The organism is Cystobacter fuscus DSM 2262, from assembly GCF_000335475.2.
GTDB classification, from domain to species: Bacteria; Myxococcota; Myxococcia; order Myxococcales; family Myxococcaceae; genus Cystobacter; species Cystobacter fuscus.
Genome location: NZ_ANAH02000067.1, coordinates 143,614 through 157,191 on the forward strand (window position 1 = coordinate 143,614; position 13,578 = coordinate 157,191).

Below are 13,578 nucleotides of genomic sequence, written 5' to 3' on the forward strand. Positions count from 1 at the left end.
CCTCAAAAAGGAGCAGGATCATGAACGAGAACGAGATGGACCCGAAGAAGCCCAACCCGAACACGGAGGGCCTCCAGAGCCTCTCGGATGAGGCCCTGGAACAGGTCGCCGGTGGGAACTACGGAGGTGGCCGGGGTGGTCGAGATGGCCGAGGTGGCCGGGGTGGTCGAGGCGGCCGGGGTGGTCGAGGCGGCCGCGGAGGGTATTACGGGGGGTACTATTACGACGACTAGCAGTTGGACCATCGCCTGCCGGTGCGGTGACCGCCTGCGTGTAGAGGCGCGGTGGGCCACCTTCGCCCGGAAGCGCTCCAGACGCTCGGGGGGCGGTCAGGCGGACGGGCGATTGTTGCCGCCGCCCGAGTCCGGACACACTCTGGGCACTGGGGACGTGTTGGGGCGAGGGGGTAGGTGCACGTGGCGGACGCGGACATCGAGTCGTCGGTCGGACAACCGTCGCAAGTCACCCTCAAGACCGCCTTCACCGTGTGCTTCGCCGTGCTCGCGGTGGCCGTGTTCGCGGTGCTCATCGTCAAGACGGAGGCGGCGCTCATCCTCACGGGACTCGCCGCCCTGTTCGCCATGGCGTTGGATCACCTGGTGAGCCTGCTCGTCCAACGCGCGAGGTTCAAACGGAGCTCCGCCATCGCCGTGGTGCTCGCCACGGTGCTGGTCGTCCTGACGGCGCTCGCGCTGATCGTCATTCCGGCCGCCATCACCCAGGGCGAGGCGCTGGCCAACGAGGCACCGGAGCTCATCGAGAAGGTGCGCACCTCGCGGTTCTTCAAGCTGGTGGATCAGCGCTTCGATGTCCTGAATCAGCTCCAGCGCAAGGACCAGAATCCGGCCGGACTGGCCTCGGGCGCGCTGCCCCCCCTGCTCGAGGCCGTCACCGGGGCCTTCAGCCTGGTGGGCGCGACCATCACCGTCATCTTCCTGATGGTGTTCATGCTCGTCTTCGGCCCGGGGCTCGTCCAGCGGATCCTCTCGCAGGCGCTGCCCGAGCGTCGGCCCCGCTACGAGCGCGTCCTGGAGAAGGTGTACAGCGCGACGGGCGGCTACCTGAGCGGCCTCACCCTCATCTGCAGCATCAACGCCCTGCTGACCTCCACGTGCCTGGCCGTGCTCGGCATGCCTTTCTTCCTGCCCCTGGGCATCGCGAGCGGCTTCTCCAGCCTCGTGCCCTACGCGGGGCCCATCGTCGCGGGCGGCTTCGTCACCCTGCTGACGCTCGCCACGGCGGGCGCCTGGAAGGCCCTGCTCGTCTTCGTCTACTTCGTCCTTTACGGGGTGACGGAGGGCAACGTGCTCGCGCCCCTCGTCTTCCGGCGCACGGTGCACGTCAACCCGTTGCTCACCCTGTTCGCGGTGGTCTTCTTCGGGGAGCTCGCGGGCATCATCGGCGCGGTGATGGCGGTGCCGCTGATGGCGACCGCGCAGATCATCCTGCGCGAGCTGCTGCTCATCCGCCGCGAGAAGCTCGGCGACCGCGTACCCGTGCCCTGACGCGAAGCGTGTCTGGGACTACGTCTTCCGGGCGGGTTTGCGCGCGGGCGCCTTGCCGCCCATGCTTCCGCCGCCCCGTCCGCGCACGTCGTCCCCTCGGGGATGGGCATGGTCATACACCGCGCGCAGGCGGGCGCTGTTGACGTGGGTGTAGATCTGCGTGGTGGCCAGGTCCGCGTGGCCCAGCATGGCCTGCACCGCGCGCAGGTCCGCGCCGCGCTCCACCAGGTGCGTGGCGAACGAGTGGCGCAGCTTGTGCGGCGACAGCGGCTTGCGGATGCCGGCCTTGAGCGCGTAGCGCTTGAGCAGCTTCCAGAAGCCCTGCCGGGTGAAGCCGTCTCCCCGAGGGGTGACGAAGAGGGCCTTGGACTCGTGCTTGCCCAGCAGCACCGGCCGCGCGCCCTCCAGGTACGCCTGGACCTTCTCCGCGGCGATGGAGCCCACCGGGACGATGCGCTCCTTGGAGCCCTTGCCCTTGGCCACCAGGTAGCCCGCGCTCAACTGGATGTCGTTGATGCCCAGCCCCACCAGCTCGCTCACGCGCAGGCCCGTGGCGTAGAGCACCTCCAGCATGGCCTTGTCGCGCTGGCCCACGGGGGTGTGCTCCTCGGGCGCGGCGAGCAACTGCTCCACCTCCTCCAGGGTGAGGAAGACGGGCAGCTTGCGCGCCGAGCGGGGCGTGTCGATGTCCTCGGTGGCGTCCTTCTCCAGGTACTTCTCGGCCACCAGGAAGCGGTGGAAGCCGCGGATGGCGGCCAGGTGCCGCGCCTGGCTGCGGCGCGACAGTCCCCGGGCGTTGAGCGCCGACAGGTGGCGGAGGATGTCCTCGGCCGTGACGCGCTCGGGCTGGGTGAGGCCCCGCTGCTTGAGCTCCGCGAAGTACACCGCCAGGTCCGCCGCGTAGGCGTCCACCGTCTTGCCCGACAGCCCCCGCTCCGCGCGGATGAAGGCGATGAACGCATCCAGATAGGCTTCCATGCCGCGCCCCTCAGTCCAGCTGGCCCTTGCCCTGGCGCAGCACCTCGAGCTGATCGCCGATGAGCGACACCACCGTGCTGGCCTCCAGCAGCGTCACCCCCGCGTCGAGGATGAGATCCAACCCGTGGCCGAGCGCGTCCTTGATGCTCCGCGCGTCGGTGAGCGGCTCGCCCTCGGCGTCCGTGGCCGAGGTGGTGACGAGGGGACGGCCCAGCCCGGCGGCCAGCGCGCGCGCCAGTTCCGAGTCCGGTACCCGGATGCCCACCTGCTTCTGCTTGGACATCATCACCTCGGGGACGAGCCGGGTGGCCTCGAGGATGAAGGTGAAGGCGCCGGGCGTCAGCCCCTTCATCGTCCGGTAGGCGAAGTTGCTCACGTGCGCGTACTTCGCCACGTCCGAGAGATCCGGACACAGGATGGACAGGGGCTTCTTCCGATCCCGCCCCTTGAGCTTGTACAGCCGCTCAATGCCCTTCTTCGAGCCGAGATCGCACCCGAGGCCGTAGTAGGTGTCCGTGGGGTAGGCGATGACGCCGCCGCCGGAGAGGATGTCCACGGCGCGCTGCACGTGCCGGGGCTGGGGGTGCTCCGCGTTGACCTCGAGGATGGGTGCCACTGGCGCCATGGGGTGTGTCTCCGCTAGGCCGCGCCCGGCGACTCATCCACGTGGGACTCGCCGCTGCGCTGGATGGCCCGCCGGGTGAGAACGGGGCCGATGAGTTCGTGCGCGGTGATCATCGCCACGATGAGCACCTCCACCTGGGGGCCGAAGGTGGGGAAGGTGCGCGAGACGAGCGCCGCGAGACCGAAGGTGACGCCCGCCTGGGAGATGAGTCCCATCCACAGGTTCTGCCGCAGCCGGGGATCCTCCACCGGGGCGAAGTGCCGGCACGAGCCGTAGATGGCCACGGCGCGCAGCACCACGAGCAGCATCGCCGCCGGCCCCACCAGCAGGAGCGTGTCCAGCTTGAGCCCCGCGCCGGCCGCGGCGAAGAAGAGCGCGAAGATGGGCAGGCCCGCGCGCTGGATGGCATGGTGGATGCGCTCGCCCTCGCGCGGATCCAGGTTGACGATGAGCGCGCCGGCCGACAGCGACACCATGAGCGGCGACAGGTGCAGGCGCGCGCCGGCCTCCGCCGAGGCGAAGCACAGCCCCACCAGGAACAGGGGCAGCTCGCGCTTGACCTGCCGCATGTACACCAGCAGGCACAGCGCCAGCACGGCGCCCACCGCCATGGAGCCGAACAACTCCCACCCCACCCCCCTCAAGAGCCCGCCCACGTCCAACCCGCCGCCGAAGCTCGCCCGCGCGAGTCCCGCCGCCACGGCGAAGCCCACCATGACGACCAGGTCGCCGATGATGACGAGCGCCATGAGGAACTCGGTGAAGGGGCCGCGCGCGGCCGTCTCCTGCACGATGGCGATGGTGACGGTGGGCGAGAAGGACACCACCACCATGGAGATGAGCGCGCTGACGGCCAGCGCCTGCGCCAGCGTCATGGACGCGAGGAAGGGCAGCCACGGCCGGAGCGCGAGGAGCGCGCCGAAGATGACCAGGAAGGTGATGCCGCACACCAGGCAGCACAGCGTCACCACCTTGGTGCCCACCCGGCGGATGAGCCCCCACTCCAACTCCGTGCCCGCCACCAGCGCGATGAGGCTCACCGCGAGCCCCTTGACCAGCTCCAACCCCTTCACCCCCGCGCCGGGAATGAAGCCCAGCGCGTAGGGCCCCACCACCACGCCCACCAGCAGGTAGCCCGTGAGCCGGGGCAGCCCCACGCCCTTGGCCACCTTGCCCGCGAACAGGCCACACAACAGCAGCGCCCCGGCGGCCAGCGCCACCGACGTGCCCGTGTCCACCCGCCACAACTGGGCCCGGGAGATCGCCGCCAGCAGCACCAGCAACAGCAGCAGGCGCATCAACGCGGGCTTCATCGCAGCCCTCCGCGCATCCGCGAGGTGATGGGCGAGAGCACCTGGTTGAAGGCCCAGTGGCCGAGCACCTCGTTGATGAGCGCCCCCGCCACCACCACGTCGAAGACCCGCTGCGACAGGGGCCCGGGCACCAGCACCAGGTACTCCACCACCAGGCACAACGCGAGCCCGCCCTGGGCGATGAGCGCGTAGCCCAGCCGCGGCGGCAGCGCCAGCGTCTGCCCGGCGATGCGCTGCGCGAGCGCGCCCCCCATCACCTTGCCGAGGAAGCGCAGTCCCAGGTACGCCGGCACCAGCGCCCACGCGAGCACGTCGCGCGGCTGCACGTGCGCCCCCACCAGGAAGATGAGCAGCAGGTACGCGGGCCGCTCGAAGCGGCCGAGCACGCGCGCCGCCCCCCGCACCGCCCGGCCGCCCACCAGCGCCAGCGTGGCCCCACACGCCACCCCCGTCAGCAGCGTGGAGACGCGCAGGTAGGCCGACGCCCCGGACACGAGCGCCACCCCGCCGAGCAGCACCGCCATCAGCTCGCCCTGATCGTTGAGCCCCTGCATGAGGATGGCGATCAGCCCGCCACACGCCACCCCCAGCAGCAGCGCGAGCGCCACCAGCCCCAACCCCTCCCCGGGATGCGCCGCCGCGCCGAAGGTGAGCGCCACCATGAGCACCCCCAGGCCCACCAGATCGTCCAACATGGTGAGCAGCGCCACGGACAGCCCCGTGCGCCGCTCCATGCGCCCACTGCGGTAGCCCAACACCGCGAAGTGCCCCGAGGACAGGCTCGCCGCCGCGCCCAGCAGCGCCGCCGCCCCCACCGCCTTGCCCGGCGGCACCCCCAGCGTGAACAGCAGGGGCCCGGCCAGGGGCAACGCCACCCACAGGAACGCCGTCCCGGAGTGCGCCAGTGCCGCCGCGTACACCTCGCGCGGCAGCAGCCGCAAGAGCCGCGGCTCCAGATCCAACCCCACGCTCATCCCCGCCACGCCCAGGCCCAGGGACAGCAGCGGCTGGAGCGAGTTCAAGTCCCCCCAGGACAGCAACCCCACCAGATCCGGCCCCAACACCGCGCCCAGGGCGAGGAAGAGCAAACCACTGGCGACGAGCTGGACCAGGACCGGCGAATGGCTCGGTTCGAGCACCCGGCGGTGGGAGGCCAACAGCGACAGCGCCGAGATGGCGAGAAGAACGAGCAGGGCCTGCACGGCTCGGGTGCTTAACACCGCCGGACGCGCGCCGTCACTCCCGTCGATGCAGGGGCGCTCCAATCACCGGCAGGGCCACCAGCCGGCCCATCGGTGGATCATCCGCGTCCATCTCCAACTGCACGCGCTGCACCAGCCGCTCCACCTCCTCGGTGGGCAGCGACTGCAGCACACTCACGAGGATCAGCTTGTCCTCGTCCGCCCCGAGCGCGAGTCCGCGCAGGCCCGCGAAGACGGGAACCTCCGCCGACAACGTGGCCGCGGCGCTCCGGGCCCGGACGACCAGCGGCTCGGGAATCCCAAAATCCCGGAACCGCCGGATGGCTCGTTCAGGCTGGTCCACATGGTCGAGAAAAGCGAGCAAGAGGTACACGGCTCCGGTGTCTACCCGGTCCGTGCCCCTCCCGTCACGCTACTCCGTGCGCTCCGGGGTGGCTTCGTCAGCCGCCACGGGCGCACGCTCCTCCTCGGCCGCCGGAGCCGCCGGAGCCGCTGGAGCCGCCGCCGCGCCCGCCTGGGCCTCTTGCAGTGCACGCGCCGCGCGCTTGCCTTCCTCGATGAGCTTCTTCACCTTCTGCCCACCCTTGCGGCCAATCTCCTCGTAGAAGTTCGGTCCCCGCGTGGCCTTCACCCGGTCTCCGCCCTTCTTGCCGATCTCCTCGTAGAACTTGGCGCCGCGCTCGGCCTTCACCGTCTCGCCGCCCTTACGGCCGATCTCCTCGTAGAACGAGCGGCCGCGCTCGGCCTTCACCGTCGCGCCGCCCTTGCGGCCGATGGTCTCGTAGAACTCGCGACCTCGCTCGTTGCGCACGGTCTCTCCGCCCTTACGCCCCGCCTCAGCCACCGTCATGCTGCCCTTGTTGTCTTTGTCCTGTTGCATGTCCGTCTCCTCCTGCGTTGCCCCGTCCCCACGCGGGTGCCCCTTGCTTGAAAACTTGGGACGGAGGCGCCCCGATGCAAGCAAGCTCTGTACTCCGCCAGCCGTTCACAACCTGAGAGAAGCACCTGAAACCTCAATGATTCCAGGAGCTTGCGCCCAAAAGCCCTCCATGCACGCCAGACTACGGCCTGTCCGCCTGGACGCTTCAATGTTGAGAACACACCAGCCCGCGTTGTGGATTCCCGATAGATCTCCCACCTCGGCCCCCACAGGCGGGCGATCACGACAGGGGTAACGGCCCCGGCGAGCTCTGGCTTGGAATCCGGACACTCGGGCGGGCGGCCCGGAGAGGGCTCGCCTTCCCGTCCGCCACGGGCCCCAGGAGCCGTCCGGGAACGCTCAGTGCCGCGGGGCGGAGCCCTCGTGCTCCAGGGCCTCGAGGGCGGCGGTGATGGCGTCCACGAGCGCCGCCTCCTCGCCCGCTCCTTCCACCCGGGCGCCCTCCCGCGTGACGTAGAACGAGTCCATGGCGCGGTGGGCCTCGGTGGACACCTTGGCCAGGGCGATGCTCGCTCCCGAGCGCGTGAGGGCCGAGGCAATGGCGTGCAGCAGGCCCACGCGATCGCGCGCCAGGACATCCACCACGGTGAAGTCCCGCGAGGCGCGGTTGTCCACCGTCACCCGGGGCGTCACGGGGGGCAGGTGCCGCTGCGGCAGCGAGCCCGCGCGGCGCCGGCGCAGCACCTCCTCGATGGAGGCCGCGCCCGTGAGGACCCGCAGGAGGTCCGCCCGGGCCTGACGCCAGCGCGAGCGCTCCAGGCGCTGTCCCTGGGGCGGCCGCACGTCGAACACGTCCAGCGCCAGCCCATCCGAGGTGGAGACGATGCGCGCGGAGAGGATGTCGATGCGGTGGGCGGACAGCACGCCGGCGAGCAGTGCGAGCAGACCCGGTCTGTCCCGGGCCGCGAGGGTGAGCTCGCTGGAGCCCGCGTCCGGGTGGTGGCGCAAGGCGGCGGCCAGGGGTTGGCGTGCGGCCCGGGCGAGCAGCCGGCCGTGGAGCGTGGCGCGCGCGGGATCCGTCCCGAGGAAGTAGCGCTCCGGGAGGCTGCCTTCCAGCTCGCGTGCCCGCGCCTCGCCGAGCACGCGGGCCCAGCGCGCGTGGAAGCGCTCGCGCACGAGCGGTCCGCCCGTGGGCGCGCTCCGGCCCACCAGGTGCGCGCGCGTCTTGTCATACAGCTCGCGCAGCAGTTGCCCCTTCCACGCCGTCCACATGCGCGGCCCCACCGAGCTGATGTCCGCCCAGGTGAGCAGGTAGAGACAGGTGAGCTTCTCCACGTCCCCCACCCGCTGGGCGAAGTCGGCGATGAGCGCCGGATCGCTCAGGTCCCGGCGCTGCGCGGTGTGGCTCATCGCCAGGTGCTCCTTCACGAGGAACTCGGCCACCTCGCGCTGGCGCGCGGTGAGGCCCAGCCGCTCGCCGAGCGCCACCATCAACAGGCGGCCCTTCTCCGAGTGGTCGCCCCCCATGCCCTTGCCCGCGTCGTGCAGGAGCATGCCCAGGTAGAGCGGGAGCGGGTCCGTCAGCTCGCGCATCTCGCGCGACAGCTCGGGCTCCTGCGCCACGAGTTCTCCGGCGCGCAGGGAGTAGAGGCGGCGCACGGCGAAGAGCGTGTGCACGTCGACGGTGTACACATGGTACAGGTCGTGCTGGTGGTGGGCGGTGACGCGGCCGAACTCGGGCACCACCGCGCCGAGCAGCCCCATGTCATGCAGCTCGAAGAGGAGCTCGCCCCGGGTGCCGGGCCGGGCGAAGAGGGCCTTGAAGGCGGTGGTGACGGCGGGCGTGGCGCGGGCGGCCTCCAGCGCGGGCAGGGCCTGCACCGCCTGTCCCCGGGCCCACGAGTAGAGCGACAGGCCGTGCTCCTCGGCGGTGCGCACGAAGTCGAGCATCGAGGCAGGCTCGCGGGTGAACAACGTGGAGTCGCTCACGGTGAGCTTGCCGTGGAAGACGCGGAAGGGGCCCAGCCGGCGCGCCGGGAGCAAGGAGACGCGGCGCGCGGCGCTCAGCTCCTCGCAGCGGGCGATGAGCGCGTCGGCGGCCTGGCGGATGGCGCTGGCGGCGAGGTAGTCGTCGCGCATGAAGGCCTCCACGGGCAGCACGGGTCCCTGCTGGTAGCCGAGGAAGCGCGCCACCTCCTCCTGCAAGTCGAAGGTGAGCCGGTCCTCCTTGCGTCCGCGCAGGAAGTGCAGGTGGTGGCGGATGCGCAGCAGGAAGTCACGTGCGGCCTTGAGGCGCGCCACCTCCGAGCCCGGGAGGATGGACTGCTGGAGCAGGCCCGTGAGGCCGCGCGTGTGGAAGCGCACCCGGGCGATCCACAGGGCCGTCTCCAGATCGCGCAGACCCCCCTCCCCCTGCTTGAGGTTGGGCTCGAGCAGGAAGACGGAGTCGCCGAACTTCTCGCGGCGGGCGCGCAGCTCCTGGGCCTTCTCCTGGATGTAGGCGTCGGCGCGGTGGGTGAGCAGCCGGGGCAGGACGTTCTGGGTGAAGAGCGCGAAGGTGGCGGCGTCGCCGGTGAGCAAGCGAGCGTCGAGCAGCGCGGTGCGGATGGTCTGGTCACCGTCGGCGGCGCGGATGCATTCCTCGGGCGAGCGGGCGCTCCAGCCGACGGCGCGCTTCAAGTCCCACAGGAGCGTGGGGAAGGCGCGGGCGAGCGGCGTGGCGGCGGCCTCGGGGACGCCCGGGGGGCGCAGGAGGAGCAGATCCAGGTCCGAGTGGGGGGACAGCTCGCGGCGGCCGTAGGAGCCGAGCGACACGAGGGCGAGGCCCGGAGGGGCGTCGAGCTCGGCGGACAGCTCGGAGAAGAGGCCCTGGACGAGCGTGTCGGTGGCGGCGGCGAGCAGACGGCTGGTGGACAGGCCCGCGGCGCCGCCACGGTGGAAGGCCTCGACGTGGGCGGAGGCCTCGCGCAGGTACTCCCGGGCACGGGCCAGACGATCCGCGGGGCCACCTGAGGGAAACACGGGGAGCGAGCCAAAGGTCTCGTGGTGGGTGGCCGTGGGGGGAGACGGGATGGGCGGGACGCTCATGGGAGGGCTCGGAACCGGTCGATCGTCCCGGCCACCATCGCTCAGGTCCGGGCCCGTCCCCAAGCGCGGGAAGTGCCGATCGGGTTACGCGGTGTAGCGAATCCCGCCCCTCATGACTCCTTACGTCTGTACAGTCATGCGACATTTCAGGTAGGAGGAGCCGAAAGATGAGGAGCACACATGAGAGATACTCCTGAATGGAAGGGCGGCCGGATCGGGCCCTATCAAGTCGGCAGTTGCTACCGGGACATCCCAGCGGAGATAGGGCGTATCTACGAAGCCCACCACATCGAGACGGGCGCGCCCGCGCTCGTGCTGCTTCCAACGGAGAACGAGGCGTGGGGCGCGCACTTTGCCTGGAGCATTCGGGTCACGAGCTACGCGCATCCGTCTGCGCACATCATGGAAGTCCAAAACGATTCTGAGGTGGAGGACTCAGCCCTCCACGAACTGACCTTGATGTTCATCCGACTCGCGGGAGCCTCGGCGAGCATCGAGGACCGAAAGGCGGCGCGGGCCCACCTCAGCCACAAGTCCACGCCCCTTGCACGTCGCCGCCGGGTGACGCACTGGGGACTCGCGGGGGCGGGACTGGCCCTGGCGGCCGGAATTCTGCTCTTCCTCTGGACACACCCTCTCCAAGAGTCGCAGATGCGTCACGAACCTGGTTCAAGGACGCGGGGGGCAATGGAAGAACCTCTAGCCTTCATTGATGCGCGGGATAACGCCTTCCCCGTCATCGCGTACCCCATGCCAATCGCTCCCTTCAAAGGGCAGCAGAAGCCTCCCTGTATCCCAGTGACAGAGACGGAGATCCGAGGCGGGTGCTGGGTTCAGCACGCGCAGCTTCCTCCCTGCCCGCCCAGCACGGCCGAGTACCAGGGGAAGTGCTACATGCCAGTCAAGGAAAAGACTCCGGAGCCACGCTCTGTTCAGCCCTGACCCGGATACTCCCGGGCCAGACGAGCCCGGGGTTCATCAGAGGGAAACACCGGGCTCAAGCCGAAGGTCTCATTCAGACCTCGTCGAACCGCCCCCCTGAGATGCCGATACGCTCCAGCGCCTCCTTGGTCTCTCCGTCAACGATGAGCGCGGGGTGCCAGCCCCACAGCCGGAACACACGCGCGTCACCCACCCGCGACTTGTCGATGCGCAGTCCGGAAACGGCACGGTATCGCCCCACCTTCTCGGGTCGGCCATCTTCCGGCGTCCAGAGTCGCACCTCTTCACAGGCCGCATCATCGATGCAGCGGACGGTGCGCGCCACGACCAGGAGGTAATAGGGCTCGGCCTGCCCCTCGACATCCACAGGAAAGAGTTGGACGTCGTTGGATGCCATCTCACGGAACACCGATGTGGCTTGCGCACTGAGAATGGGCGTGAGCCCCACCCCCGCCGAAGTGAAGTCTAGCGGCCTGCCTGGGCGTGAGACCGGAACGCGCAATCTTCCGGGAGGATCTATCCGATCTCCGCTGGTGAACGCCCAGACATCATCTACTTGCCGGCCATCCGCGGTGGTCGGCGTGGTCAAATACCAGCGCTCCCGCGCATCAACGTCGATACTCAGATTAAAAAAACGTTGTTTCATGACCTCATACCCCGGGGCTCTTCGTAATGAGCTTCCTCAGTTTGGTGCCTGTGGTCGTGAGGTCTCGGGCAATATCCACCAGTGCCTCAACTAAAGCAGATCGACACTGAGTGACACCTCGACATCCCGCCATGGATTCATCGATGCGGCTGAGAACCTCTTGATGGTACTCGCGCGGATGCGGTCCCTTGTGCCCCTTGATTCGCACCAGGTTCGCGGTGTCATTGAGGCTCATTCCCGCCTGCTCGAAATACGGCTCGAAAATCGGTGTCCAAGGGCCACCAGTCAACTCGGAAACCTCATTCTTGTCCGTGCAGATGTGGTGGATGTCACCCTCGGGGTCGCCCTGAATGGAGCTTCCGGGCCCCAGCGCAACCGCCGCAACGGCCGTCGGCGCAAGGGCGATGTTCAGCACCGCCGCCGAGGATAGAGCGATCGATCGCACCTCGCCCGTCAACGCTCCCGACAGCTGGAAACCACCTTCTGTTTGCGCCCTCAACGCCGCTCGAGCAAAGCCCGGCATCTTGGGCCCCTGCGCAGCCATGGCGCTCTTGCCGCCGAGCGCGGTCAACGCGACAATCACCAGAATACGTGCTCCATTGTCCCCGAGGAGCTTCCCAAAACGGTGCCCGGCATCCTTCAGCATCCAAGAGTTCCGGGCGTTTTTCGCTTCCTCCATGAGCCGCAGGAATCCCTGCCCAAGGTTCCATACGGGGCCTGTACCGAGATACGCGATCAGGGATGACACCAACCCAATCGCGAGGAGTTTTGTGATGGGCTCGGGCGCAACGAGCATGACAAGCGCGGTCCCGACCATCGAAACAATCATTTCACGCAAGGCGGCTGGATTCATCGCGTCTCCTACTGCATCCCTCATCCCATCCCAGATGGTGTCGAAGGCGAAGGAAAGCGCCATCATGCGCCGCTCCATGAGGTCCAGCTTGAATTCATCCGCGAGCAGCAGGCCCGGGCTCCCGTGAGGCTCGCTTTGCTGCTGGCTTATCCACGAAGGGGGCACGATGCGGCCCCTGGCACCGTCGACGATCGCCTCGTCTCCAGCGGAAGCAAGCAATGAGAGCCGGTCGTCTTGCTGGAGTTCCTCAAGACCAACGTTCAGCTTCGTGTCGAGTACGAGCCGCGAGACAGCGGTTTTGAACTCCGCTTCATCAATCCTGACAGGTTCGGTGTCGACAGGCTTGTAGATGAGCGGCGTACTCTGCCCGATGTCCAGGTTCACGATTCGTGTTGTCACACACCCTGACGCGAGAAGTAGCAGCACAACGACTCCGCAAATTCTCATGGCTGTCCTCGAGGTAGGTGCCCTCGCGCATCAGGGGCATCACCACTTTAGCAGTCGAACCCCGAGGCGGGTGAGCCGATGGCGGCGAACAGACAGATGGTGGACAGGCCCGCAGCGCCGCCACTGTGGAAGGCCTCGACGCGGGCAGAGGCCTCGCGCAGGTACTCCCGGGCCCGGGCCAGAGCCACCATCGCTCAGGTCCGGGCCCGTCCCCAAGCGGGGATTCTCAGGCCAGGAACCGAGTGACCTGTCCGGTGAAGTCCTCGATCTCCTGGAAGAGGAACCCATGGCCAGCGTCGGGGTAGAGAATCAGCTTCGCGTTGGGCGCTTCCTGGGAGATGACGTAGGAGCGATACGCGGGGAGCATGACATCCGAGGTGCCATTGGCCACCAGGATCGGCAGCTTGAGTTCCCCAAGGCGCGCGCGCGTGCCCTTCCATTGAGTCAGGGCCTTGACCTGACGCAGGAAGGACTCCTTCGTGACGGCCGGCACCTTGTCCTGGAGGGCACCCAGCCGGGCCAGAGAGGCCTTCCCCGCCGCGCGGCCCGTGTCCGTCTCGGTGAAGAACAGGAACAGGAAATCCTCCTCGCTGCTGACGGGCCGGGTCATGACCTCGGGCACCCGGGGGTGCGCCTGCGGACCGTCCGTGATCCCGCCCGGACTGGAACCCGCGATCACGAGCCGGCGCACGAGCTGGGGACGGTCGAGCGCGACCTGCTGCGCGACGATCCCTCCCAACGACCAGCCGAGCAGGTCGACCTTCGTGAGCTCCAGCGCGTCGATGAACGCCGCCGCCACCTCGGCCATCCCCTCGACGCTGTCCGGCACCTGGCCGCTGGAGCCGCCTATGCCCGCGTTGTCGAACCGGATCACCTGCCGGTGGGCCGCGAGCGCGGAGATGAACGCCGGATCCCAGTCATCGAGCGTTCCCCGGAAACGCTGCAAGAGAACGAGTGGAACGCCGCCGCGCTGTCCATCGACGCGATACGCCAGACGACCCAAGCGGGTGTCCGTGAACTGCAATCCATTCTGGCTCATGATGTCTACTCCGTCGAATTGCTGTGTTTCATCCGCCGGCGATTCGCCGTCACGGACTTGT

14 protein-coding genes are annotated in these 13,578 nt (G+C 68.8%); 3 read left to right on the forward strand and 11 right to left on the reverse strand.

The features are described from left to right. The first annotated feature begins 20 nt into the window (after nucleotides 1–20). The gene (locus D187_RS53395) at nucleotides 21–233 is read left to right on the forward strand and encodes a hypothetical protein (protein WP_002631344.1); all 213 of its coding nucleotides are present in this window, start codon (nucleotides 21–23) and stop codon (nucleotides 231–233) included. 183 nt (nucleotides 234–416) lie between these two features. Then, entirely contained in the window at nucleotides 417–1,505 is a 1,089-nt protein-coding gene (locus tag D187_RS44580) for an AI-2E family transporter (protein WP_245591987.1), read from the forward strand. 18 nt (nucleotides 1,506–1,523) lie between these two features. On the opposite strand, the gene xerD is transcribed toward D187_RS44580, so the two are convergent. The 7 genes from xerD to glnD form a co-directional block, all read right to left on the reverse strand. After that, nucleotides 1,524–2,483 carry a site-specific tyrosine recombinase XerD gene (gene xerD / locus D187_RS44585; protein ID WP_002631346.1) on the reverse strand — a complete coding sequence of 320 codons (960 nt, stop codon included), beginning with the start codon at nucleotides 2,481–2,483 and terminating at the stop codon, nucleotides 1,524–1,526. A 10-nt stretch (nucleotides 2,484–2,493) separates the two neighbouring features. Further along, complete coding sequence (locus tag D187_RS44590; RefSeq protein WP_002631347.1) at nucleotides 2,494–3,108, reverse strand: L-threonylcarbamoyladenylate synthase; 615 nt, start codon at nucleotides 3,106–3,108, stop codon at nucleotides 2,494–2,496. 14 nt (nucleotides 3,109–3,122) lie between these two features. Continuing rightward, nucleotides 3,123–4,421 (reverse strand): cation:proton antiporter, encoded by a 1,299-nt coding sequence (locus D187_RS44595; protein ID WP_002631348.1) that lies wholly within the window; start codon nucleotides 4,419–4,421, stop codon nucleotides 3,123–3,125. Then, nucleotides 4,418–5,623, reverse strand: coding sequence for a cation:proton antiporter (locus D187_RS44600; RefSeq protein WP_002631349.1), 1,206 nt, complete (start codon nucleotides 5,621–5,623; stop codon nucleotides 4,418–4,420). The genes D187_RS44595 and D187_RS44600 overlap by 4 nt, the downstream gene beginning before the upstream one ends. A 34-nt stretch (nucleotides 5,624–5,657) precedes the next feature. Next, nucleotides 5,658–5,996: a hypothetical protein gene (locus D187_RS44605; RefSeq protein ID WP_002631350.1), complete on the reverse strand. Its 339-nt coding sequence runs from the start codon at nucleotides 5,994–5,996 to the stop codon at nucleotides 5,658–5,660. A 39-nt stretch (nucleotides 5,997–6,035) separates the two neighbouring features. Next, the gene (locus D187_RS44610; RefSeq protein ID WP_002631351.1) at nucleotides 6,036–6,503 is read right to left on the reverse strand and encodes a general stress protein; all 468 of its coding nucleotides are present in this window, start codon (nucleotides 6,501–6,503) and stop codon (nucleotides 6,036–6,038) included. A 399-nt stretch (nucleotides 6,504–6,902) separates the two neighbouring features. Next, the gene (gene glnD, locus D187_RS44615; protein ID WP_002631352.1) at nucleotides 6,903–9,590 is read right to left on the reverse strand and encodes a [protein-PII] uridylyltransferase; all 2,688 of its coding nucleotides are present in this window, start codon (nucleotides 9,588–9,590) and stop codon (nucleotides 6,903–6,905) included. 180 nt (nucleotides 9,591–9,770) lie between these two features. Between glnD and D187_RS51335 the strand changes: the two genes are divergently transcribed. Further along, entirely contained in the window at nucleotides 9,771–10,532 is a 762-nt protein-coding gene (locus D187_RS51335; RefSeq protein WP_051256814.1) for a hypothetical protein, read from the forward strand. A 73-nt stretch (nucleotides 10,533–10,605) separates the two neighbouring features. On the opposite strand, the gene D187_RS44625 is transcribed toward D187_RS51335, so the two are convergent. From D187_RS44625 to D187_RS44635, 4 genes are read right to left on the reverse strand one after another with little or no spacing between them, the layout of a single operon-like run. Beyond that, on the reverse strand, nucleotides 10,606–11,178 hold the full coding sequence (locus D187_RS44625; protein ID WP_002631353.1) for an imm11 family protein: 573 nt from the start codon (nucleotides 11,176–11,178) through the stop codon (nucleotides 10,606–10,608). A 4-nt stretch (nucleotides 11,179–11,182) separates the two neighbouring features. Then, nucleotides 11,183–12,478, reverse strand: coding sequence for an AHH domain-containing protein (locus D187_RS44630; protein ID WP_043434840.1), 1,296 nt, complete (start codon nucleotides 12,476–12,478; stop codon nucleotides 11,183–11,185). 47 nt (nucleotides 12,479–12,525) lie between these two features. Next, complete coding sequence (locus D187_RS56105) at nucleotides 12,526–12,669, reverse strand: hypothetical protein (RefSeq protein ID WP_020918706.1); 144 nt, start codon at nucleotides 12,667–12,669, stop codon at nucleotides 12,526–12,528. A 35-nt stretch (nucleotides 12,670–12,704) separates the two neighbouring features. Next, complete coding sequence (locus D187_RS44635; RefSeq protein ID WP_002631356.1) at nucleotides 12,705–13,517, reverse strand: alpha/beta fold hydrolase; 813 nt, start codon at nucleotides 13,515–13,517, stop codon at nucleotides 12,705–12,707. Between the last annotated feature and the right edge of the window lie 61 nt (nucleotides 13,518–13,578).